At 55.1% G+C, this 22,607-nt stretch carries 25 protein-coding genes and 4 pseudogenes; 14 read left to right on the top strand and 15 right to left on the bottom strand.

Annotated features, from left to right (window positions below):
• The first annotated feature begins 3 nt into the window (after positions 1–3).
• The 5 genes from PYL13_RS25890 (at position 4) to PYL13_RS25910 (ending at position 4,430) form a co-directional block, all read left to right on the top strand.
• Positions 4–810: an SDR family oxidoreductase gene (locus PYL13_RS25890; protein ID WP_275642807.1), complete on the top strand. Its 807-nt coding sequence runs from the start codon at positions 4–6 to the stop codon at positions 808–810.
• A 13-nt stretch (positions 811–823) separates the two neighbouring features.
• Positions 824–1,522, top strand: coding sequence for an HpcH/HpaI aldolase family protein (locus PYL13_RS25895; RefSeq protein WP_275642808.1), 699 nt, complete (start codon positions 824–826; stop codon positions 1,520–1,522).
• A 9-nt stretch (positions 1,523–1,531) separates the two neighbouring features.
• Positions 1,532–2,302 carry an SDR family oxidoreductase gene (locus PYL13_RS25900; protein WP_275643075.1) on the top strand — a complete coding sequence of 257 codons (771 nt, stop codon included), beginning with the start codon at positions 1,532–1,534 and terminating at the stop codon, positions 2,300–2,302.
• 140 nt (positions 2,303–2,442) lie between these two features.
• Positions 2,443–3,390: a 2-hydroxyacid dehydrogenase gene (locus PYL13_RS25905; RefSeq protein ID WP_275642809.1), complete on the top strand. Its 948-nt coding sequence runs from the start codon at positions 2,443–2,445 to the stop codon at positions 3,388–3,390.
• 8 nt (positions 3,391–3,398) lie between these two features.
• Complete coding sequence (locus PYL13_RS25910; protein WP_275642810.1) at positions 3,399–4,430, top strand: L-idonate 5-dehydrogenase; 1,032 nt, start codon at positions 3,399–3,401, stop codon at positions 4,428–4,430.
• Between the two features lie 184 nt (positions 4,431–4,614).
• On the opposite strand, the gene PYL13_RS25915 is transcribed toward PYL13_RS25910, so the two are convergent.
• Entirely contained in the window at positions 4,615–5,223 is a 609-nt protein-coding gene (locus tag PYL13_RS25915) for a TetR/AcrR family transcriptional regulator (RefSeq protein ID WP_275642811.1), read from the bottom strand.
• 108 nt (positions 5,224–5,331) lie between these two features.
• Between PYL13_RS25915 and PYL13_RS25920 the strand changes: the two genes are divergently transcribed.
• Positions 5,332–6,540, top strand: a complete 1,209-nt coding sequence (locus PYL13_RS25920) for an MFS transporter (RefSeq protein ID WP_275642812.1) — start codon at positions 5,332–5,334, stop codon at positions 6,538–6,540.
• Between the two features lie 174 nt (positions 6,541–6,714).
• Here the strand turns inward: PYL13_RS25920 and PYL13_RS25925 are convergent, their stop codons facing one another.
• The gene (locus PYL13_RS25925; RefSeq protein ID WP_275642813.1) at positions 6,715–7,620 is read right to left on the bottom strand and encodes a LysR substrate-binding domain-containing protein; all 906 of its coding nucleotides are present in this window, start codon (positions 7,618–7,620) and stop codon (positions 6,715–6,717) included.
• A gap of 147 nt (positions 7,621–7,767) precedes the next feature.
• Between PYL13_RS25925 and PYL13_RS25930 the strand changes: the two genes are divergently transcribed.
• The 3 genes and pseudogenes from PYL13_RS25930 (at position 7,768) to PYL13_RS25935 (ending at position 10,622) form a co-directional block, all read left to right on the top strand.
• Positions 7,768–8,466, top strand: coding sequence for a type 1 glutamine amidotransferase domain-containing protein (locus tag PYL13_RS25930; protein ID WP_275642814.1), 699 nt, complete (start codon positions 7,768–7,770; stop codon positions 8,464–8,466).
• A 119-nt stretch (positions 8,467–8,585) separates the two neighbouring features.
• Positions 8,586–8,762: pseudogene (locus PYL13_RS27020) on the top strand (GlcG/HbpS family heme-binding protein); the annotation flags it as partial.
• Positions 8,763–10,133: 1,371 nt separating this feature from the next.
• Positions 10,134–10,622, top strand: a complete 489-nt coding sequence (locus PYL13_RS25935) for an RrF2 family transcriptional regulator (RefSeq protein WP_275642815.1) — start codon at positions 10,134–10,136, stop codon at positions 10,620–10,622.
• Here the strand turns inward: PYL13_RS25935 and PYL13_RS25940 are convergent.
• The 4 genes from PYL13_RS25940 to PYL13_RS25955 form a co-directional block, all read right to left on the bottom strand.
• A complete protein-coding gene (locus PYL13_RS25940) occupies positions 10,605–11,621 on the bottom strand; it encodes a mechanosensitive ion channel family protein (protein WP_275642816.1) in 1,017 nt (338 codons plus the stop codon). The two genes, PYL13_RS25935 and PYL13_RS25940, sit on opposite strands and share 18 nt — an antisense overlap.
• A 74-nt stretch (positions 11,622–11,695) precedes the next feature.
• Complete coding sequence (locus tag PYL13_RS25945; protein WP_275642817.1) at positions 11,696–12,118, bottom strand: cupin domain-containing protein; 423 nt, start codon at positions 12,116–12,118, stop codon at positions 11,696–11,698.
• 33 nt (positions 12,119–12,151) lie between these two features.
• Positions 12,152–12,904, bottom strand: coding sequence for an SDR family oxidoreductase (locus PYL13_RS25950; protein ID WP_275642818.1), 753 nt, complete (start codon positions 12,902–12,904; stop codon positions 12,152–12,154).
• Positions 12,905–12,969: 65 nt separating this feature from the next.
• A complete protein-coding gene (locus PYL13_RS25955; RefSeq protein ID WP_250983812.1) occupies positions 12,970–13,449 on the bottom strand; it encodes a carboxymuconolactone decarboxylase family protein in 480 nt (159 codons plus the stop codon).
• Between the two features lie 131 nt (positions 13,450–13,580).
• Here PYL13_RS25955 and PYL13_RS25960 point away from each other — a divergent pair, with 131 nt between their 5' ends.
• Entirely contained in the window at positions 13,581–14,480 is a 900-nt protein-coding gene (locus tag PYL13_RS25960) for a LysR family transcriptional regulator (RefSeq protein ID WP_275642819.1), read from the top strand.
• A gap of 3 nt (positions 14,481–14,483) precedes the next feature.
• On the opposite strand, the gene PYL13_RS25965 is transcribed toward PYL13_RS25960, so the two are convergent.
• From PYL13_RS25965 to PYL13_RS27030, 3 genes and pseudogenes are all read right to left on the bottom strand, one after another.
• A complete protein-coding gene (locus tag PYL13_RS25965; protein ID WP_368077713.1) occupies positions 14,484–14,894 on the bottom strand; it encodes a helix-turn-helix transcriptional regulator in 411 nt (136 codons plus the stop codon).
• Positions 14,871–15,044 (bottom strand): annotated as a pseudogene (locus PYL13_RS27025) (cupin domain-containing protein); the annotation flags it as partial. The pseudogene PYL13_RS27025 and the gene PYL13_RS25965, both read right to left, overlap by 24 nt.
• A gap of 36 nt (positions 15,045–15,080) precedes the next feature.
• Positions 15,081–15,260 (bottom strand): DUF3140 domain-containing protein, encoded by a 180-nt coding sequence (locus PYL13_RS27030; protein WP_368077708.1) that lies wholly within the window; start codon positions 15,258–15,260, stop codon positions 15,081–15,083.
• Between the two features lie 19 nt (positions 15,261–15,279).
• Between PYL13_RS27030 and PYL13_RS25970 the strand changes: the two genes are divergently transcribed.
• Together PYL13_RS25970 and PYL13_RS25975 are read left to right on the top strand one after the other, a co-directional pair.
• Positions 15,280–15,675 carry a DUF2177 family protein gene (locus PYL13_RS25970; protein ID WP_275642821.1) on the top strand — a complete coding sequence of 132 codons (396 nt, stop codon included), beginning with the start codon at positions 15,280–15,282 and terminating at the stop codon, positions 15,673–15,675.
• Positions 15,676–15,763: 88 nt separating this feature from the next.
• Entirely contained in the window at positions 15,764–16,195 is a 432-nt protein-coding gene (locus PYL13_RS25975; RefSeq protein WP_275642822.1) for an OsmC family protein, read from the top strand.
• Between the two features lie 101 nt (positions 16,196–16,296).
• Here the strand turns inward: PYL13_RS25975 and PYL13_RS25980 are convergent, their stop codons facing one another.
• Both PYL13_RS25980 and PYL13_RS25985 read right to left on the bottom strand, forming a co-directional pair.
• The gene (locus PYL13_RS25980) at positions 16,297–17,346 is read right to left on the bottom strand and encodes a Gfo/Idh/MocA family protein (protein ID WP_250983806.1); all 1,050 of its coding nucleotides are present in this window, start codon (positions 17,344–17,346) and stop codon (positions 16,297–16,299) included.
• 6 nt (positions 17,347–17,352) lie between these two features.
• The gene (locus tag PYL13_RS25985) at positions 17,353–18,138 is read right to left on the bottom strand and encodes a ThuA domain-containing protein (RefSeq protein WP_275642823.1); all 786 of its coding nucleotides are present in this window, start codon (positions 18,136–18,138) and stop codon (positions 17,353–17,355) included.
• 224 nt (positions 18,139–18,362) lie between these two features.
• On the opposite strand from PYL13_RS25985, the pseudogene PYL13_RS25990 reads away from it, so the two are divergent.
• Positions 18,363–18,603: pseudogene (locus tag PYL13_RS25990) on the top strand (ribonuclease activity regulator RraA); the annotation flags it as partial.
• A gap of 286 nt (positions 18,604–18,889) precedes the next feature.
• Positions 18,890–19,237 (top strand): annotated as a pseudogene (locus PYL13_RS25995) (PIN domain-containing protein); the annotation flags it as partial.
• A 134-nt stretch (positions 19,238–19,371) separates the two neighbouring features.
• Here the strand turns inward: PYL13_RS25995 and PYL13_RS26000 are convergent.
• The 4 genes from PYL13_RS26000 to PYL13_RS26015 are packed head-to-tail and all read right to left on the bottom strand — an operon-like array spanning position 19,372 to position 22,600.
• Positions 19,372–20,349 (bottom strand): 2-hydroxyacid dehydrogenase, encoded by a 978-nt coding sequence (locus tag PYL13_RS26000; RefSeq protein ID WP_275642824.1) that lies wholly within the window; start codon positions 20,347–20,349, stop codon positions 19,372–19,374.
• Positions 20,350–20,360: 11 nt separating this feature from the next.
• Complete coding sequence (locus tag PYL13_RS26005; protein WP_275642825.1) at positions 20,361–20,846, bottom strand: PPC domain-containing DNA-binding protein; 486 nt, start codon at positions 20,844–20,846, stop codon at positions 20,361–20,363.
• A gap of 23 nt (positions 20,847–20,869) precedes the next feature.
• Complete coding sequence (locus tag PYL13_RS26010; RefSeq protein WP_275642826.1) at positions 20,870–21,754, bottom strand: hypothetical protein; 885 nt, start codon at positions 21,752–21,754, stop codon at positions 20,870–20,872.
• Positions 21,755–21,796: 42 nt separating this feature from the next.
• Positions 21,797–22,600, bottom strand: a complete 804-nt coding sequence (locus PYL13_RS26015; protein WP_275643076.1) for an ABC transporter permease — start codon at positions 22,598–22,600, stop codon at positions 21,797–21,799.
• Positions 22,601–22,607 lie beyond the last annotated feature (7 nt).

Raw genomic sequence — 22,607 nt, forward strand, 5'->3', positions numbered from 1 at the left:
GACATGGGACTTTTTGCAGGAAAAATTGCTCTGGTAACAGGCGCTGGTTCAGGGATTGGTCGCGAGACCGCCCTGCTTCTGGCCAAGGAGGGGGCAACCGTTGTCCTGACGGGGCGGCGTCTTGAACCACTTCGTGACGTTGCGTTCTTGATTGAAAAGACCAAAGGGCGGGCTTTCACCCGCGCCTTGAACATCGAGTCTCGCAACGAAATTTTCGAGACGGTGAAATGGATCAAGGACGGGATCGGTGCAGTTGATATTCTCGTCAACAATGCCGGCAGTGCCAGCAAGGTGCTGAATGCCCGTTTCATCAGCGAGGAGGAGTGGAACTCCACCATCAATGTCAACCTGACTGCAGTTTTCAATCTGACGCAGGCTGTGTTGCCCGAGATGATCGCAAAAGGTGAGGGAACGGTGATCACGGTCTCGTCGCTTGCGGTCGTAAACCCGAACCTTCTGGGTGGTGTGGCCTATGGCGCAGCAAAGGCGGGTGTGAAGAACTTCATGACCTTCCTGCACAACACCTATCGCAATCAGGGTATCCGCGCGACGACGATCCTGCCCGGTGAAACCAATACGCCGATCATGGACAATCGTGCGCGACCGCCGCTTGACGAGGAGCGGGCTGTGATGATGGACCCACATGATGTGGCACGGGCCATCGTGCTGTGCGCGAGCCTGAACAAGAGCGCTGTCATTCCCGAATTGCACATCTGCCCAACCTATATGCGTGACACATCGAAGGATATCGAGATCGCGCGCTGGGTGGGAGCACCGGACGATACGCCGGATATGCCGAAAAAGAACTGAGGAGACCACCGTCGTGAATGGAGCCAAACTTCGCACCCGTCTTGAGGCGGGTGAAGCTATCAGCATGTTCACTCCGCACCATGCATCATCGGGTCTTTCTGCCCGGTTGGTAGAGCTTGGTGGGGATGCGGTTTTCGTGGATTGCGAGCACGGAACCTGGAGTTTCGAGGATGTGCGCGAGACGGGACAGATCGTGCGGTCCGTGGGCGGCGCTGCAATTGTCCGTCCGCATTCCCATGAGCGACCCATCATCATCCGCTACCTGAATGCGGGGGCTGATGGTGTCATGGTGCCGATGGTGGGCAATGCTGAGGAAGCGCGCGCCATCGTGGATGCTGTTCGTTACGCATTGCCGTCAGATTATGAGAAGCGACTTGTGATCGCGATGATCGAGACGGTCGATGCTATCGATAATCTTGGCGATATGCTGAAAGTCGAGGGCATCGATGTGTTTTTCATCGGGCCTGGTGATCTCTCGCAGGATATGGGATATCCGCCGGCGCCACCATTTGGCCAGCCACGGCCTGATGTTGTCATGGAACAGGTCGCTGTTGCCGTCGACAAGATCCGTGCAGCGGGCAAAATTGCGGGAACACTCGCGACGCTTGAAGAAATCCCCCATTGGCGGGACCGCGGTGTCCAGTTCTTCTACGTGCATTCCGATCCGTTTTTGCGCCGTGGTCTCGCGGCCGTCAAAAATGCGCTGTCCTGAGAGGCAATGATGACGTCTCGACTATTTGATTTGTCCGGTTTGCGTGCCTTGGTGACGGGCTCGTCGCAGGGGATTGGTCTTGCGCTTGCGCAGGGTCTTATCGAGCATGGCGCATCTGTTGTGCTGAATGGCCGTGACACGGTGCGACTTGGTCAAGCGGCGGGAGCGCTGAAGGCTGAAACGGGTGTTGCTGTCGATACGGCGGATTTTGACGTGACGGATGCTGACGCGGTCAAGCGCGGTGTCGAGGCGATCGAGCGGGATATCGGACCGATCGATATCCTGATCAACAATGCCGGCATGCAGTTCCGCTCACCGCTGGAGGAGTTTCCAGCCGACCGGTGGGAACAATTGCTGAAGACCAATATCTCCAGCGTGTTTTATGTCGGTCAGGCGGTGGCCCGTCACATGATTGGCCGTGGTCGCGGCAAGATCATCAATATCGCCTCGGTGCAGAGCGAACTGGCACGTCCGGGAATTGCGCCCTATACGGCCACCAAGGGGGCTGTGAAGAACCTGACACGCGGCATGTGCACTGACTGGGCCAAACATGGCCTGCAGATCAATGCGATTGCACCTGGATACTTCAAGACACCGCTCAATAAGGCGCTGGTCGATAGCGAGGAGTTCTCGTCCTGGCTTGAGAAGCGCACACCGGCTGGCCGTTGGGGCAATGTCGATGAACTGGTCGGTGCGGCTGTGTTCCTGTCGGGCAAGGCATCGTCGTTCGTGAATGGCCACACGCTTTATGTCGATGGTGGGATTACCACCAGCCTTTGAGTTTTGGCTCCGTGAGCCAAAGAGCCCTTTTTGAGATCCCATAATGACGATGATGGCAGATGCATGCCCATCGGCCATGACTACTGATCATGACCACTGGCCATAACCGCGTGAGCGGTGTTTATCTTTTGGAGGAAACCATGAGCAAACCCGATATTCTGATGACGGGTCCATATCCGGAATGGGATCAGGTTGAACTCGATGCACATTATACGGTGCACAAGCTGTTTGAAGCCGCCGACCGCGATGCATTCCTGAGCCAGCATGGCGCCAAGATCCGTGCGATTGCCACCCGTGGTGAACTGGGGGCGTCTGCCGAGCTGATCGGCAAGCTGCCAAAGCTGGAAGTGATCTCCGTCTATGGTGTCGGTTTTGATGCGGTTGATCTAGCAGCCTGCCGTGCCCGCGGCATTCGTGTCACCAATACACCTGATGTGTTGACCAATGATGTGGCCGACCTTGGTGTGGCAATGATGCTGGTGCAGTCACGCGGTATCATCGGCGCAGAGACCTGGGTCAGGGACGGAAGCTGGGCGGAAAAAGGTCTTTATCCCTTGAAGCGCCGCGTCTGGGGCCGCAAAGCTGGTGTGCTGGGACTTGGCCGTATTGGATTTGAAGTCGCAAAGCGCCTGCGTGGCTTTGATATGGATATCGCCTATAGCGATGTCGAGGCAAAATCCTTCGCGGACGGCCTGACCTACATCGCCGATCCGGTGGAACTTGCCCGTCATGCCGATTTCCTGTTCGTCACACTGGCCGCTTCTGCTGTCACCCGCCATATCGTATCAAAGGATGTGATTGCCGCACTTGGACCTGATGGCATGCTGATCAACATCTCGCGGGCCTCGAACATCGATGAGGAGGCCCTGTTGGAAGCACTGGAGAACAGGACGCTTGGTTCGGCAGCACTTGATGTGTTTGAGGGTGAACCAAAGCTCAATCCACGTTTCCTGCAACTTGGTAATGTGCTGGTTCAGCCGCACCATGCGTCTGGAACCATTGAGACCCGCAAGGCCATGGGCAAGCTGGTACGAGACAATCTCGCCGCGCATTTTGCCGGGTCTGCCCTGTTAACGCCTGTTCTGTGAGAGAAGCCATGAAAGCCGTCGTCATACATGCCGCCAAGGATTTGCGTATCGAGGAGAGAGACGTCGAACCTGTTGGTCCGGGTCAGGTAGAGGTTGCCATTGAAGCGGGCGGCATTTGCGGCTCTGACCTGCATTACTACAATCACGGTGGTTTTGGCACCGTGCGCATCCGCGAACCGATGATCCTCGGCCATGAGGTTGCCGGTACGATCAAGGCACTGGGTGAGGGTGTCTCGGGACTTGCCGTGGGTGACCGTGTTGCGGTCTCGCCAAGCCGTCCGTGCAATGAGTGTGAGTATTGCCTGAAGGGGCAACAGAACCACTGCCTCAACATGCGGTTCTACGGTAGTGCCATGCCGATGCCGCATATCCAGGGCGCGTTTCGCCAGCGACTGGTGGCACAGGCCTGGCAGTGCCACAGGGTAGAAGAGGGTGTATCAATCCATGAAGCGGCGATGGCTGAACCCTTTGCCGTCACACTGCATGCCGTGGCGAGGGCTGGAGCTCTAACTGACAAGCGGGTTCTGGTAACCGGCTGTGGACCCATTGGAGCACTGGCGATCATTGCAGCACGGGCGCATGGGGCGCGCGAGATTGTGGCAACCGATGTGATGGATGCGGTGCTGAAGAAGGCACTGGATGTTGGTGCTGACCGGGTGATCAATGTTGCCGACAATGCCGATCAGCTCTCTGCCTATTCCGCCAACAAGGGATATTTTGACGTTCAGTTCGAGGCGTCGGGCAACCAGAGCGCTGTGCGCTCGGGGCTTGAGGTTCTTCGTCCGCGCTCGACCGTTGTGCAGCTTGGGCTGGGTGGCGATGTCTCCATTCCGCAAAACATGGTGGTTGCCAAGGAAATCGAAATGAAGGGCACGTTCCGGTTCCATGAGGAGTTCGGGCTTGCGGTCGACTTCATCAACAAGGGCCGTGTTGATCTCAAACCACTTCTGACCGGGACCTTCCCGCTCAACGAAGCCGTCACCGCATTCGAAACAGCCGCAGACAGAACAAAGTCAATGAAAGTGCAATTGGCCTTCTAAGAAATCCAAAGCCTCAACCGGGCGGCGCTCAATTGGTTGGAGAACCAATTAACGCCACTCTAGCAATTCCGCGTGGGGCTCGCGTTATCTTCCCTCACAAAAACGCGCCGTCGGCTCACGTCGCGCACGGTACCAAAGAAATTCAAGCAGCTTCTTTACTCGCAAGAAACATGGAGCCCAAAATCTAACGCGCGCGGTTTGCATCCCATAGGAGCATGATGGCCTCGACGGAGGAGCGGAGCTTTTTCGGATCAACCTGATCTCTCGCTTCCATGGCCATGCCGAGTAAGAATGTGTGGAAGGTTGTGGCCAGCGCCTCGGCGTTGACGGTCGTCGCCAACTCTGCGCCGGCAACACCGCGGCGAATACAATCTTCGATATCTTTGCGGTTTCTGGCGCGATCAGCAGCAAGAAGATCATCGATATGTTGGTTTTCCGAAGCGCAATTGTTGGCGCCGAGGATCATCAGGCAGCCGGGCGGGTGGCTCTGATCAGTCTGCATCTCAGCAGACCGTATCAGGGCAAGTCTTATCGCTTCCCGGGGAGGCAACGTCTCATCTTTCAGGGTCGCTGTAACTTGGCCGTAAGTGGACTGGTACCGTTCGACGACCTCGCGAAACAAACCCTCTTTTGAACCGAACGCCGCATAGAAACTAGCGGAGGAAAGGTTTCCCATACTCGTCTTGAGTTGCGCAAGCGACGTCGGTTCGTACCCATGTTCCCAAAACAAGGCTAATGCCGCGTCGAGTGCCTTGTCTCTATCGAATTCTCTCGGACGTCCTGTTCGAACCATGAAAGTCTCCTTGTCTTTTTATAGACTATTCGATCCATAAGTCATTGCCAAGGGATAGGCGCTTGCAATATATGGATCGAATGATCCATATATATAATGAGGTTCCCAATGGCCGCTAAGGCTACAACCGAAACTGAACGATTGCCGGTCGCGGCCCTGCTGGCCCTTGCTATGACAGGCTTTGTTTGCATCGTCACAGAGGCCTTACCCGCCGGCCTTTTGCCTCAGATCAGTGAGGGCCTGGGTGTATCGGAGTCGCTTGCGGGGCAGACCATAACAGCCTATGCCATCGGCTCGCTGGTCGCGGCTATTCCGCTAACGATAGCTACGAGTGGCTGGCGCCGACGCAACGTTCTCCTCCTGACAATCATCGGTTTTCTGATCTTCAACACCATTACAGCGCTCTCAATGAATTACTGGCTGACGATGGTGGCACGGTTCTTTGCCGGCGTTGCCGCAGGTTTGGCGTGGAGCCTGCTCGCAGGCTATGCGCGTCGCATGGTCTCGCCAGACCGCCAAGGCAAGGCCATGGCGGTTGCGATGGTGGGAGTTCCTGTTGCACTTTCGTTGGGTGTGCCGCTTGGAACATGGCTCGGAACACTCACCGACTGGCGCACTGCTTTCGCAATCATGTCACTCCTGACGCTCATCCTCATCGTCTGGGTTGTCGCTAAGGTCCCTGACTATCCTGGTCAGTTACGAGGCGGAGGGCTCTCGCTTGCAAGTGTATTCACCACAAATGGGGTCCGTCCGGTGTTGAGCGTTGTCATCGCATGGATGCTCGCTCACAACATTCTCTATACGTACGTGGCACCCTTCGTCGTGCAAACGGGACTGTCAGATCGCGTTGACCTTGTACTGTTTGCATTCGGCGTGGCTGCATTAATGGGTATCTGGATTGCTGGCAAACTCGTAGACCGCTATCTCCGCAAGGCTGTCCTCACGAGCCTGCTCGCCTTTGCTGCTACATCAATCGCATTCGGAGTATGGGCAGGTTCTCCAGTGGTTCTTTTCATAGGTGTCGTGATATGGGGCGTCACTTTTGGAGGGGCAGCGACACTCCTTCAAACTGCGTTGGCTGACACCGCCGGTGACGGAGCGGACGTAGCATTGTCAATGAATGTTGTTGCTTGGAACGGAGCAATCGCAGGAGGCGGCGTGATCGGCGGCCTGCTTCTCGATACATGGGGTGCTTCGTCGTTTCCATGGGCACTAACCGCATTTCTGACTGTCGGATTTTTCACCGCATGGTCAGCCAAGTATCGCGGCTTCACACCGGGTCCTCGGCACTCCACCAGCCGAGTTACAGGTCACTGACACAGAGAAGCGGCCGACCCTCGGCGCGCTATAGCGCCGTCGGCGTACTTTCTTACAGCCGGTAACTTGTTCGTAAGAGCCAGGATTGAGATCGCCGCTTCTACAACGGGGCGGTGGTTCTATTTGGTTCAGTACGAATGCTGTATCGCTTTTTGTGAAACGCAGCGACGGTTTCTATGAGGCGACCAAGTCTTTGGCGAGTTCACTCACCACGCCTCTGAGCCACCTGTGTGCGGGATCGTGGCGATATCTCACATGCCAGGCCATCTCGACCGGGAATGTTCCGAGATCGACAGGCGCTTCAATGATCTTCAGTCGAGGGTCACGCTCGAGGCTGCGGCAGATCAGCCGTGGAAGCGTAGCACAGTAGTCGGTCACAGCGACCATCTCGGGAACTGCTAGGAAATGCGTGACGGAAACGGCGACCTCACGTTTGAGGTTTTGTTGCCCGAGGGCTTGGAAAACTCCAGCCTTGATGCGACCCGGTGGAAGGACGTTAACGTGCTTCAAGCTCTCATAGCGTTCTCGGGTTAGTCTATCACCAACGTCCGGGTGGTCACGGCGCACAATGCAAGCAAGCCCATCGTCCATCAGATGCTGGACGACGAGGTTGTCAGGCGGATCGATTACCCGTCCCAGCACCATGGCGGTCGTCCCTGAGATGACGCCAGTCTCGGCCAGATCGTTGCCGTATGGGGTCATGCGAAGTTTGATCCCCGGAGCATATTCCCGCAGCCTCGCTACAAGCGCCGGCATCAGGATCAGTTCTACGTAACTGTTCGGCGCGATTAGGAACAGCCGCTCCGCACTTGCCGGATCGAAACCCTGCTGATGGACGACGAGATTGTCGATCTGTGCCAGGGCTGCCTCGATGGTTGGCGCGATCTCTTCGGCAAGCTGTGTTGGCCTTATTCCGTACCGTTCCCGGATAAACAGTGGATCTTTCAGCATGTCACGCAACCGGTTGAGCGAATTCGACAGCGCAGGCTGCGTGATGCCGAGACGGCTGGCGGCACGCGTAACGCTTCGTTCCTCCATGAGGGCCAGGAACACGGGCAGAAGGTTCAGATCGTATTTCATCGAGTTATAATGGCACGTGAATATCTAAAATCCAATAAGTAAATTTCTCATATATCTCTGCAGATGACATGATCACTTCATCGAAAGGCCAGCAGCGCTGATCGACAAGCCAGGCCGATCCGGCCGCGACCATCAAAGGATAAGACGATGAAAGTTCTCATGGTACTGACTTCGCACGACACGCTCGGCGACACCGGCCGCAAGACCGGCTTCTGGCTCGAGGAGCTGGCCGCTCCCTACTATGTCTTCAAGGATGCTGGCGCCGAGATCACGCTCGCCTCGCCAAAGGGCGGCCAGCCACCGCTTGATCCGAAGAGTGACGAGCCGATGTTTCAGACGGAACTGACAGCCCGCTTCAAGGCAGACGTTGAAGCGAACGCGCAGCTCGCCCAGACGGTGCGCCTCGACAGCGTCGACCAGAAGGACTTCGACACGGTTTTCTATCCAGGCGGTCACGGCCCGATGTGGGATCTGGCTGAAGACACGAATTCCATCGCGCTAATCGAATCCTTCATCACTGCCGGCAAGACCATCGCGCTTGTCTGCCATGCTCCGGGCGTGCTGCGCCACGTCAAGAATGCAGATGGCACACCGTTTGCTCAGGGTCGTTACCTCACAGGTTTCACCAACACCGAAGAAGAAGGCGTTGGCCTAACCAAGGTAGTGCCCTTTTTGGTCGAGGACGTACTCATCGCCCAAGGCGCTGTGTTTTCCAAGGTGCAGGACTGGGGCGTTCACACGGTCGTCGATCGCCAGCTCATCACCGGCCAGAACCCGGGATCTTCCGGCGAGGCTGCTGAAGCACTACTCACCGCCTTGAGACAGGCGCGGGTTCGCGCAGCCTGATCATTCAGCATTGTGGACGGCCGCCAACAAACGGCGGTCGGCCACCCGAAAATGGATAGTGAAATGACCTGCCTCAAACCAACGCTTTCGGCTTCACATGACCCGAGCGTAGGGACGATGCGATATCCGGATCGGTTGAACTGGCAATCAACAAGGCGTTCACCGCGCAGATTTTCAACGTTAGGACGGACAAGCTGAACGCGCTTGCTCAGCCGGGCGCGGAGCTATTCGGGATCCAGCATTCCCACAACGGGTGCGTAGTCGTGTTCGGGGGAGGGATACCGATCCAGTTCTAAGGCCACGCAATCGGTGCGATCGGCGTCAGCGGTGGTACTGTCGCGGAAGATGTGGCCATTGCAGAGGCTGGAGCAGGGAGGTTGGCCGACGTGTTGAATGTCGACCGTATTATCTCGTTCGCTCCTCAGCCATAAACCGGGCCTAAGCCTAATCAACTTCGGCTCCGATAATCTGATCCTATAATGTTCTCTGGCAAATGCGCCGGGCTGCTGCCATGCTGCTTGGGGGTACAGTTGTGGTTCGGCTTGAAGGTGCCAGCAATACTTTGGACGAAATCACGACGGAGCAATTGTTCTCACGACGGTTCGACATCCTTATCAGAGGCGGGCCACGCAATCGGAAAGCTGCTCGAAAAGCGCCCAAACTACGGGACCAATTTTTACGCAGAGTTTCGGCTTAACAACATTTCTGAACCTGTCACAGAGCAACTTGCCGAAGGATTGCGTCAAGCCGGGCTCGCTGTTGCTCCTCCAAGTCCCTAGTTTCACCTCCAGTGCTGATATCCTATTTGTCCAGGCGATCGACAACCGGGTCCTTCGCAAAGAGGATACGCAGCTCATTGCCTCGAGAAAAGCCACACGACTAGAGCTATGATGACGACCCACGTGGTGAGCAACACCGCTAAAATCATTAACTTCGGAGACGCCTTGTCATGAAGGTCCCTATGCTTGTTTATGGAATGTGATCGGTGTCTTGACGCGAAGGAGCACGGCGCAACCTGCCTTGGGTGCGGCACGTCCTCAGTTCAACCTAATCTTTTCGTTATGGGAAACGGCGCTCTGTAGACTCAAGGATGAGACAGTTTAATACCGTTACACGGAGATGTGACGTTACTGATGTCTCATCATTGGATTGCCGACGCGTTGGCTGCTCGTTGATCGTCAGCTCAAAGCCTGTGGTTTTCATCCGACATCGTTGCCATGGGGGGAGGCACTTCAGTTCGCCTGTGCTGTGGCTGGATGAGCTATTTTTTTCGGGACGCAGAACTTCTAACCTCAAAGCGATCGGCAAGGGTTGGCCAGCCGTGTCAACGGTATCTTCGATCACCATGGCTTGCTCTGTGCCTCGACCGTCCACTTCAATTCAAGCAACGGGCAGACCCCAAACAGATGACTATGACGAAGACCATTTGCTGAACGGCGGTTACCCTCAACATTTTATTTACTTCGATGGCAGCCTCCGTTGCAAACTAAGGGCAGCGTGAGATTATTGACTACTAATCAATTCGACCTTTCGGACGCGGGCCGGGATCAACGCCGAGCCGGACGTCTGCTAAAGCTAAAATGGCGTTGGACGGCATTTACAGTTTGCCACAATAGGGATATTATATATCCTTAATTGCCGTCCTTTGGCGTTACCGGAATGCTTTCATGATCCTCAAAAGCCAAGTTGAGTGGGCGCTACACTGCTGCGCCATCCTGTCGGGTTTGCCGGAGGGGAGATATCTCTCAACAAAGGCGCTTGCTGAACTCCATGGGTTGCCAAAGGAGTATCTCTCTAAAGCACTGCAAAGTCTGTCTCAAGCAGGTCTCGTCCATACGACGCTGGGGCCATCAGGTGGATATCGGCTTGCCAAGCCTGCCGGAGAACTGACGTTTCTCGACGTTGTCGAAGCAGTGGAGGGCAGTGGCCGCACCTTTGTCTGCCAAAACATTCGCGCCAACAGTCCCTGCCGTCCGAAGGACTTCTGCGAGAGTGGCCCGTGCGCGATCGCCCGTATCATGTGGGAGGCGGACGAGGCCTGGCGTGCCGCGTTGCGTAGGGCGACGTTTGCGGATCTCGGCAGAACGCTGGAGAAGGAGGTTGATCCGGCAATATGGGCAGGAACGTTTGAATGGGTGCTAAAGCGCGCGGGCTGAAGATCGCGCGACGGTATTTCCCGATATCGTCGCGGCAGACACGAGGAAACTGTGCGAAGGCATTGCAAATGACAATCCTGAACGTGCTAGTTGCTGGTGAACAGCATTTATGACCTCATTGCGCGCCGGCGTTCGCTGGGCCGGGCTCGTAACACGGAACTGAAGCTCAATATCGAGTGCCATGGCATCAATGCCCTTCAGCGCTACGACCGGCTTTGGATCCTGAACGATGCAAAGGCATGTCTGCAAAACGGATATTAGAGCATCCTCGATTTCTGAAGGCTTGCGGCCGGCAGAAATCCTCATCGGCAACACAATCAGGTGTGTTTCGTCGGGGCGAGTGAGATTGGTAAGCCCGATTTTGGCTAGTGTGCTGTTTGGCAAAACGACGATATTGTGGGCAGGTGTTAGGATCTGTGTGGAGCGCCAATCGTTCTGGACCACGCGTCCTTCCGTGCCATCGGCAAGATTAATCCAGTCTCCGATCGAAAACGGCTTGCCCACTGTCAGCGCGATCCCGGAAAATACGTCACTTAGCGTGTTTTGCAATGCAAGACCCACTATGATCGCCACCACTCCGGACGTTGCAACGAGTGTGCCGATCGGTGCTCCGAAAACGAAGCCGATAATTGATAAGGTTACCCCGACATAAACGCCGGCGATAATCAAATCCTGAATCAGCCGCGCTTCTTGTGGCCGACGGTCGAGGACGATGTAGAGCCGGACAATGCCGATCGCTGCCCAAGCAAAATGTACCCACCAGAAAACCCGTGCCGATGTCGCGAGATAACTTTGCGCACCTGGGAGTTCGCTTGCGGTGACCCGGTATGGGACTATGCCGGCGCAAACAAGTACGGTGGTCATCGACAGGAAAAAAAGGATCTGGACAATCAACCGAGCAGTAGGTCTCTTCCGACCTTGGAGGAGCCAGATGATGATGCCGATCACGCCGAGTGCATTCACCACCGCGAATGCGAAAAATCCAAAGTGACTGGACATGGCGTGACGCTCCGATCAACTGGAGAAAAAACAGAAGAAAAGGCCAGATGTAGCGACATCTCGCCCTTGAGAACTTATTTGTTAATCGGGAAGACCAAATCATCTTGGTCATTATCGACCACAAACACCGCAAGTAGCTTTGCAGGTTTGAAGTCACTGCCATTCTTGCTGACCCCGTGACGGTCACCCGGTAATTCCGAAAAGTTTTCGCCAGCTTTGTATTCCTTGACCGGGCCATCGTTAACCTGGCTGAGGATCGAGCCCTCGAGTACAGTGGCATAAATAAATGCCGACTGCGGATGGGTATGGGCCTCCGAAAAGCCACCTGGGCCGTACTCGACCAGCACACCCTTGATGCTCTTGCCGGGAACGTTGGGCAGTTGGTGCTCATACACCACCGTGACATTCGATGCCGGCCCAGTCTTGGTGTCGTGGGCGGAGGCGGTGCAGGTGGAGAAGATCACACTGGCGAAAACCGCGATGCCGTGTCTTACCATTGGATTTATCCTTTCTAGGAATTCGCTCGGTGGTTACTTGCGTGGTGCCGTGGCGAACCACGTGTCGAAATCAATTGCGCCGAGGCGCGGGTTGGCGTCGCTGACCAGCGATCCATCGTCCAACCGTGCGCCGAAATACCGCGCCTCAGGGTCTGGGACGACTTCGCGGCCATCAGCCGTCGCTTGCAGATAGCGCGCGACAAGCTCGTGAAGATGAAAACGCTCTGGCCCAGCGATTTCGACCACACCATTGACCGGAGCGGCCAAGGCGACGTCGGCCATGGCATCGGCGACATCGTCCGAAGCGATCGGCTGGACGAAAGCGGGTGAAAGATGAACTTTTCCACCCACCATGCTTGATTGTGCGATGCCCGCCAGAAACTCCATGAACTGGGTTGAATGGACAATCGTATAGGGAATACCAGCGTCTTTGATCAGCTTTTCCTGAACCAATTTGGCGCGGAAATAGCCGCTTTCCTGGAGGCGTTCGGTTCCGACAACCGACAGGGCAACATGATGTTTGACACCCGCTGTTCTTTCCGCTGCGAGCAGATTGCGGCCAGACGTTTCGAAGAACTCAAGGACGGCCCCGTCTTCAAACGATGGTGAGTTGGCGAGGTCCAACACGACTTCGGCGCCGATCAGTGCCTCTGCCAAACCTTCGCCAGTGATCGTATTGATACCGGTGTTAGGGGACGCGGCAATGACCTCGTGACCCTTCGCTCTCAGGCGTTCGGTGGTTTTCGAACCAATCAGTCCGGTCCCGCCGATGATAACGATTTTCATGATATTTTCCTTTGTCAGACGCGCTGACGTTTTGTTCGTTGTTGGGGTAGCCGTTCGCCAGCCGCTCAGTTCAGGCCGGACTTCTCGAGACCATAGAGCTTGTCGGCAGAACCTGGCACCGACTTGAAAGCAATGCTGATGCGGTTCCACGCATTGATCGTCATGATCGAGAAGGTTAGGTCGGATACTTCTTTCTCCGAAAGCTGACCACGAACCCGCTCGTAGAGTTCATCCGGGATGCCGCCCGCGGGCAATTCTGTAAGCGCTTCTGTCCAGGCAAGTGCTGCGCGCTCGCGTGGAGCGAATAGGGTGGATTCGCGCCAGATTGAGACGTGATGTAACCGCAGTTCACGCTCGCCACTGATCTTGGCCTCTTTGATATGCATGTCGACGCAGAAAGCGCAGCCATTGAGTTGCGAGGCACGAATATTGACGAGATTGCGGATTGGCTGCTCGATCGCACTGTCCTTCAACGACATGCTGAGCTCAGAGATCTTCTTGAAAAATTCCGGGGACTGGGCGGCGTAGTTCAGGCGCTGTGACATAGTTATCTCCGTTATTAAGGACTCATAATATCCTTATGGATATAAAATATCCGTAATTACTGGACGTGCAATCAAAAGCTGCTTAAGCTGAACGCATAACGCTTATGCTTAGAAGTATGAGGGGACGGGCGATGGACGTGATTTGTGCTTTGAAAACGTTTGTGCGGGTCGTGGAAACAGGTTCTTTTTCCGCCGCGGCTCTGGACCTCGGGCTGACGCAGCCAGCCGTCTCGCGTCAGGTGTCAGCGCTCGAAGCGCATTTCAGCATGCGTTTGTTACATCGGAGTACCAATGCGCTATCGCTTACAGTCGAAGGGGAGCAGATGTTGCCGATGGCGCTGAGGGCAATCGAGGCGGTTGAAGCGCTTGGCGAAACAGGGCCTCCCGAGGGAATCCTTCCTTCTGGCAAGGTGAAGGTCTGTCTCCCGGCGCCACTCGGCCTCTATCTCAGTAAGCAACTTCCAGCCTTCCTTGATGCATATCCGGCTTTGACGATCGAAATGACCTTCCGAGAAGAGGCGTCCGATTTGATCGGAGAAGGGATCGATCTAGAAGTCCGGCTCGGTGAAATTACCGATAATCGTTTGATCTGCAGGAGGATCGGCTGGACGACTGCCTATCTGGTTGCGACGCCCGAATATCTTTCCGCACACGCTGCGCCCGTGACGCCCGACGAAATCCTTGGGCACAACATCATCTGTTACAGTCGCGGAGGAGAGGGACGGCTTTGGACATTTTTGAATGGTGCTGACTTGGTGCAAGTCAAAGTGGCTCCGCGGATGATTTTCGACAATGCGACCGCGGCGCATCGCGCCACACTTTCTGGTGGCGGACTAGCTGTGCTTTCACATATTCTCTCCAGCCCAGATATCGCTGCCGGAAGGCTGGTCAATCTCATGCCTGATTTTCCGCCGGCGCGCGTGCCGATTAATGTCGTCTACGCGTCGCGCAGGCACCTTCCCCCTCGTGTACGGACAGTGCTTGATTTTATCATTGAAGCGGTGCGCTCCGATGCGCTGATGGGACCGTGACGGCTAAGCGTCCGCCTGGTCTCGGTGCAGGCTGCGGTAGCGCGCAGGAGACTGCCCAACAACGCGCCGGAATGTGGCGGCAAAGGCACTGTCTGAGTTGTAACCGAAGGATTGAGCGATCCGTGACAATGGCTCATTGCCACGACGCAGCCTTGCTGCCGCAAGCCGCATCCGCCAGTTGGCAAGATAATCTATCGGTGAGGATCCAACAGTAGCGCGAAATCTCTCGGCGAAGGCCGAGCGTGACAGTCCTGCAAGTTCGGCCAGTGCATCTACTGTCCATCTGCGCGCCGGTTGCGCATGGATCGCCCGCAGGGATGGCGCAAGGCGTGCGTCGGCAAGTCCAGCAAGCCAACCCGGATGCTGCGAGGTCTGGCGTGCCAGGTAGGCGCGCAGAACGTGGATGAATACCAACCGCAGCAGATCGTTGCAGGCTATGCGCGAGCCAGGCGCTGCACCGTTCCATTCGAGATCAAGCTGTTCGAGCAGGAAAGTGATGGGACCAGTCTCCTCGCGCTCGATCACGACGACCGGTGGAAGGGCATCAGTCAACAGGGAGCCGTCGACCGTGTCGAGACTTCGTAGTCGACTTCAGTGAGTTCACCTTTGTTTTTGCGTTTTGATCTCAACAATGCGGCGACCGGAATGATGTCCGATCGTTTCCTTTCCGTCCTTCTCCGTCCAGCCGCTCTCTTTGCTCTGATCGAAGGCTCTGATCGAGTTGACGCCACGAAGCCGGAACAAGTCCGACGCTGCTGTGTTCTCTTGTAGCTGAAACAACCTGTCAGGATGTCGACGAATGATCGGTCTTGCTTACGCTGGAACTCTGATTTCCTTTCTTTTGATAGATGCCATTTGGCTAGGTTTTGTAGCGAAGAACTTTTATCGGGGCCAACTTGGCCACTTGATGCTTCCCAAATTGAACTTTGCAGTTGCGGCTATCTTCTACGCGTTTTTCGCGGTGGCAATCGTCATTCTTGCAGTTCTGCCCGGACTTGAAGCTGGCTCACTTTGGGTCGCCATTTGTTACGGAGCAGTGCTTGGATTGGCCGCCTATGGCACTTACGATATGACGAACCTCTCCACCATCCGCGGTTGGCCAGTGTTGATGAGTGTCGTCGACCTCATTTGGGGGACAATGCTGACTGGCGTAGCCAGTGCGTGCGGTTACCTAGCTGCACGTCATTTTGGATAGCTGAGACGTGTCTTAATTTCTGCATTACAAACCTACCGGCCCGCCACTCGGCGTCAGCTAATTTATCAAACCTGAGGAGAACATTACTATGGCTATACAAAAGAACGGTTCGGCTCACTGGAAGGGCGGCATCAAGGACGGAAAGGGCGAAATATCGACAGAGAGCGGCTCTCTTAGTTCGCATCCTTACGGGTTCAACACTCGCTTTGAAGGTGTCAAGGGAACGAACCCAGAAGAGTTGATCGGTGCAGCTCACGCAGCCTGCTTCACGATGGCCCTCTCCAAAATGCTTGGAGAAGCCGGATATACTGCGACCGATCTCGATACGACGGCCGTGGTCACCCTTGACAAGGTCGGTGAGGGTTTTGCGATCACCGAAATCGCCTTGACGCTCCGTGGTTCTGTTCCAGGCGCCGATTACGCCGTCTTCAGCGAAATCGCGAATAAGGCCAAGGAGAGCTGCCCGGTTTCAAAGGCTCTGTCTGCAGTGCCAATTACTCTGGAAGTGTCTGTGTCATAACCAAAATTCCTTTTTGACAGTGGAAGCGGGTATGAAGCCAGCTTCCACATTCTTCACTGGCGGTTTTGGTAATCCCGATTGAACGGGTTAACTTTCAGTTGCTAAGGGATAACGCTAAGTTCACGTCGCTCCCGGTCAGTCACGATTGACAGATCAAGTATTTTTTGGAGGTTCGCGGCGTGTCGAAACGTAGGATCCGCCATCCCTCCGTCCATGACGATTGACGCAAACTTTTCATAGTTGGTGGGTACGGGCTCTACTTGGAGGTCTCTCCAGATGGCCTTGTCCACATCGTCGCCCAGACAACCGCGGAGCGTGGAGTAATCGGGAGTGTGAATGACTTCCAGGGCTCCCTGGTCACCGTGAAGACGAAGACGCAGTTCATTTAGGTGACCGGTTGCCCAGCGTGTTGCGTGGATTACACCCATGGCTCCATTTTCAAATTCAGCCGTCATGGTGAAGCTGTCATTGGCATCCAGATCGTAGGCGTCTATTCTGTTGCCTTCATATTTATCGAAGGTCTTCAAGCGCGTGAAAATTCGCTCCACGTCGCTGCCTGCTCCGTACGATGCGAAATCGAGAATGTGGATGCCGACATCACCGAGTACACCGTTAGAGCCATGTTTGGTGGAAAGACGCCACAACCATTTGCTCTCCGTCATCCAATCACCCCAGGCTTTGGATACAAGCCAGCTCTGAAGATAGGAAGCTTCGAGGTGCCTTAGCTTACCGATCCGGCCTTCCATCACCATCTGCCGTGCCGCCTGAAGCGGCGCGACGTCGCGGTAGGTCAAATTGACCATTCCGATAAGCCCCGCTGTTTCGGCGGCCTCCGCCATTTCGGCGGCCTTTTCATAGGTTTCCGCCAGCGGCTTTTCGCAAAACACATGTTTACCAGCAGCGAGCAGCTTCAACGTCGTGGGGTGATGTATCGCATCCGGTGTGACATTTGCCGCTGCGTCAAATTCACCCCAGGCCAACGCGTCGTCGAGCGATGTGAAGGTGAGAGGAATATTATGGCGCAAGGCAAAGGCGCGAACGACGACGTCATCAACATCGACCGCCGCAATCAACTCCACTCCTGAGATCTGCGAGAAATGCATGACATGGCTGTTCGCCATTCCACCGGTTCCAAGAATAAGAAGCTTCATAATTGATTACCTGTAACCTGCTTCACCCGCCTTGTGCAGTTTGGGGCCACGTTCCTCGATTGGCTCGGGTGCCTGATCGACGGGGACGTTCGGCGCATCGTGGATCGTCTTTAACGCGCCTGACGGATTATATGCCCACTTGACCGCATTGCCGATGACCTTCTGGACATTGGCGTCGTGATAGGTGGGGTAGGTTTCATGACCCGGTCGGAAATAGAAGATGTTCCCCGCGCCCCGCCGCCAGGTTAGGCCGGAGCGGAACACCTCACCACCCTGAAACCAAGAGATAAACACCGTTTCTAACGGTTCTGGCACCGAGAATTGCTCACCGTACATTTCCTCGTTTTCAAGCTCGAAATGTTCCGGCAGCCCTTTTGCAATGGGGTGACGGGGATTGATGGTCCAGACACGTTCGCGCTCGCCGGCCTCGCGCCATTTCAGCGCGCAAGGAGTGCCCATCAGGCGCTTAAACGGCTTTGAAAAATGACCGGAGTGAAGCACGATTAAGCCCATGCCTTCCCACACGCGTTTTACCACACGTTCGACGATTTCGTCCTCAACCGCTCCGTGATCCTTATGTCCCCACCAGATAAGGACATCCGTCTGATCAAGCCTTGCCTGCGGCAGGCCATGTTCATTTTCCTGAAGGGTGGCAGTGGTCGCAGTGATATCTGAATGCTTGTTCAAGGCTTCGGCTATGGCGGAGTGCATGCCGTTTGGATAGATCGAGCCAACAGTTTCACTGATATGCTCATGAATATTCTCGCCCCAGACGACTGTATTTATTTGCATTTAAACGTTCCTTGATGAGTTGGCTCGCAATTTGACGCCGGTAAAAGAAGGCTCGGTAGTCATTTCGACTAGTCGATAGATCACGATAATGGTCATCGACCGTGAAACGTCGGTGTCCCGACTTCTGGTCTTCCTACACGGCATCAAAATCCAAACTCAGCAGTTTACGATAAGTTCCGCAAACACAGGATCCGCAGACACCTGTGGAAGGGTATGCGGGTGCGGATACGATGACAATTGGTGAACTATATATGCCAGCCTATCACAACCGGCCATCCAGCCCGACCAATCTGACGCTTGCATGAGGCAATTGATATCAAGGTGCCGATCGGCTGCAGTGATGTTGCCGTTTTCCCTTGAGATATCTTGGTGAGTGATGATGACGGCGTTATCGTCATACCCTTTGACATTGCAGATGAAATTGCCGACGAGGCGGCCGAGATGACGGCCTATGAGGATGTCGTCATAGGAATGGCAGGTGAAACGTCGGGGTGGACGATCGGAACCGGGGTCCCCGCCAGCGCCCGCCAGACATCCTCAGCATCGTCCTAATCGAGACTGCTTTCGCCTTCCCTGCATCGAGATTCCGTCCCCATCTCCCAAACATTATTAATCGTGCCAACAAAAGGACAGCTTAGATGGCAGATGAAGGCGGAACGGACAGTTGAGTCTATTATATGCGACTGCTGTGACAATATCACTGACTACTCATCAATCTACTTTGGAACGCGAAAGCACGACCCCACAAGAGTTGGACGCCGAAGCTATCGAAACGCTTTGCCTCTCCACGATAACCATTGCAGAGCTTCGCTTGGGATCGCTACGATGCCTTCAGGGAAACGGCAAAATACCCTTTGCGACCGCCTCGAGGGCGAAGTGCGGCCCCACTTTTCCGGGCGCGTACTGTCCTTCGATCTCGCTTACTTCCCAGTTCTATTCCGAACTGATGGCACGTCCTCGCTTGTCCGGGAAAGCTATCGGCACGGCTGATGGCTTCATCGCAGCGACAGCGGCAGCAAACAGATTGGCGATTGCAACTCGCGACACCAGCCCCTTCGAGGCTACGGGGCTGACAGTGATCACTCCCTGGTTCAGATAACTGTGTAGGTGTCGCGAATTCAGATCCCTTCAAGGCGACCTTCAACCATCACTAGTTTGTTGGATTATTTTTTATAACGGTCCTTCGTCGCGAGCGGAAACCACTCGCGACTTTCTTTCGAATGCCGCTTTTGGTCAACCGGCACGCTTGAGCAGAGAGTAGATTGGCTCCTGCTGGTTCAGAACGCGGATGACGTCCTCCGCTGCTGTTGTCGCCATGCGAATGCGTGTTTCCATGACACTGGTACCCAGGTGGGGTGAGAAGGCCGTGTTTTCCAGCTTCAAAAGTGGGTTGTCTGGTGACACGGGTTCTTCTTCAAAAACATCAAGACCTGCAGCACCCAGTTTTCCCGTCGATAGCGCTTGGTAAAGGGCTTCCTCGTCTACGATGCCCCCACGTGCCGACAATACGATGACCGCCGTTTCTTTCATCTTTGCTATTGCCTTGGCATCTATCATGCGGCGAGTTTTTTCCGTCAGTGCGCAGTTAACCGAAATGAAGTCGGCACGGGCATAAAGTTCATCAAGCGACACAAATGTAGCGCCTAATTCCTTCTCGGCTTCTGGCTGGCGGATGACATCGCTATAGAGTACTTCCATGTCAAAACCACGTGCACGCTTGGCCATATGCTTGCCAATTTTTCCGAACCCGATGATCCCGATGGTCTTGTAGGAAACGTCGAAGCCCATAAAACGCTGCGCGACCCAAGTGCCAGCCTCCGTCCAATGGCCGCCGCGGACGAACGCGTCTGCATGGTGCAACTTGCGGGCCGCATTGATCATCAGGCCGAAGGTCAGGTCCGCGATAGTGTGGGTATGGACCGGGGTCACTGTCACATCGACACCGCGTCGCGCCGCCTCCTCAATATCGATATTGTCATAGCCGACACCACGTCGTGCGGCTATTTTCAGTTTAGGAGCGTGATCGAAAGCTTCCTTGTCCAGCTCTTCAGTGTGCCAGACAAAAATCACTCCGTCAGCATCCTTGATGCCGTCGAGAAACTCGCCGCGTGTCAGCGGACGGCTGACGCCGCTGCAGACTGTCTCGATGCCGGCATTCTCCAGCATCGTGATGGCCTCTTGTTCCAGAGGCTGGGTAATGAAGACTTTCATGGACGTGCCTTTCATGCGGCTGCAGCCTGAATGGTTGTGACAATCACACCGGTCTGGGGATCACGACCACGGATGATATCAACGCCTTGTACCTCGCTTATAAAAAGATCGAGCGTGGTCAAGGTGATCGTTCCCGGCTCGATATGGCCACCATACACGACGTCGTTTTCACCACTGATCACTGCATGATAATGGATGTTCAGACGCCCGGGTTCTTCGCTCGGCGAAACCAGCCCCTGACCTGTGAGGAGGCTGAAGGGACCTTCCATGATGAGCTGCGTCGTATAGCCGAGCTTGGGATCTGGCTCCACTCGGCTGACATAGTGTAAGGCTACGCGCTTCAGACTTCCGATCGTCGTTGTGATCTGTCCGCAGGAAATCTTATGAGCGAGGCAAATTTCCTCGATCGACTGCAACACGTCACGGTTTGGATGGATACGAGCCGCGACAACGCGGCCGCCCTGGCCGCTGGCGGATGAAAAGTGGGAAGAGGTCATTGATTTTTCCTTGATGGTTTTTTTCAGATGGCAGCAACGACTGCTTCGATTTCCCTGAACGAAAGCTGGAGGTAGGGATCGCGCTTCAGGAGCAATGGCAACTCGTGCATGGTGCGGGCATCGTAGGTCGGGTTTTCCGTCGTCAGCCAGTAGCGCGTGCTCGGGATGAGCGTAATCGCCGGATTGAATGACCAGGCAATGTCGAAGATCTTCTCGGGCGTGTTGCCGATGAAGACGATCTTTCCATGCATCTGGCCGCGCATCTGGAAAGCTACGGGCACAGCTTCCTCAATATCCCAGCCACGCTTTGCCATCGCCTTTAAAGCAGCGGTGCGTATGAGGTCGGGATGGGCGGAGGTTTCGACATTGGCATGGATGTGTACGACGTCGGGGTGCTCATTAAGCTCGCAATATTTCTGGAAAGCTGCTGTTTCGAAGTAACCTTCCAGTTCTGCCTGCTCCTGTGCATCCAGTTCGGTCTTGAACGGATATTTTGTATAGAACTGGTCCATGTAGCTTTGGCCCCAGTATTCAACGTTGTGGTCACGCTTGGCGGGCTCGATGAGTGCCGTCCTGGAATACTTCCACAAAAGATCGAAATGCGGCATGCCATGCGGTTCGATCCCATGGATTGAGCCAGAGTCCGCAATCTGTCCGGATGTGAAAATTTCGATCTTGCGATGCACGGGTCTGCCGATTTTGTCGAAATACCCTTTGACGATTTCTTCCAAGCTGAGAGGATGGATCTGCGTCTCGATATAGGCATGAGCATGGTAGATCGGCTCGGCAGTTATGCTCAGCACCTCGACCACCTTCAGCCAATGCTCAGAGCGGAAATAGGCGGCGATGGTCTCTACTATATCGCGGTTTTCCAAGGCGACGTCTTTTTTCGCAACATTGGTGTTCATTTGTTTTCCTCCAGTGTGTTTGGATCTGCGTGTCGCAGACGATCAATTTTGCATCGCCCAGCGACGAACGGTGCGGTCTTCGAGCAGTTTGAAAAGGATGCCTTCTACGAACAGACCGATCAGTATGACGCTGAGAAGACCCGCGAAGACGGACGGAATGTCGAGCATGTTCTTGCTTTGAAAAATGAACCAACCAAGACCGCCTTGGCCTGACGAGACGCCAAAGACCATTTCGGCGGCGATCAGCGTACGCCATGCGAAGGCCCATCCAATTTTCAGGCCGGTCACGATGCTGGGAAGGGCTGCCGGGATTAAAATCCTGCTGACGAAACGCCACCCCTTAAGCCCGTAATTGCGGCCAACCATCCGCAGGGTGCGTGATGTCGACTGGAAACCGGAAAATGTGTTGAGTGCCACTGCCCAAAGGACCGAATGTACCAGCACAAATACAAGGCTTCCTGATCCGAGACCGAACCAGATGAGCGCAAGCGGCAGGAGGGCGATCGCCGGTAGCGGGCTGAACATAGCCGTCAACGTTACCATCAGGTCTTCGCCAATGCGGGTGCTGATCGCTACCATCGTTAGCACTGCAGCCGCAAAGATGCCGATGACGTAACCGGTCAGCAAAACCTGCAGCGACGCCCATATCCTTTGCAAGAGTTCGCCCGACCCTATGCCTGCAACAAGCGCGGTAACAGTCTCCGAAAAAGTGGGGAACAGCAATGGATTGTCGATGGTTCGTCCGTAGATTTCCCAGATCAGTGCCAATAGCGCGAGAATAACAAATTTCCGCGCCGGACCGGAGCCATAGATTTGCTCCCAGAATGTTAACTTGCGTTCTACCATCCCGAAA

Origin of the sequence: Agrobacterium sp. Azo12 (assembly GCF_029193765.2) — a bacterium.
GTDB lineage: Bacteria > Pseudomonadota > Alphaproteobacteria > Rhizobiales > Rhizobiaceae > Agrobacterium.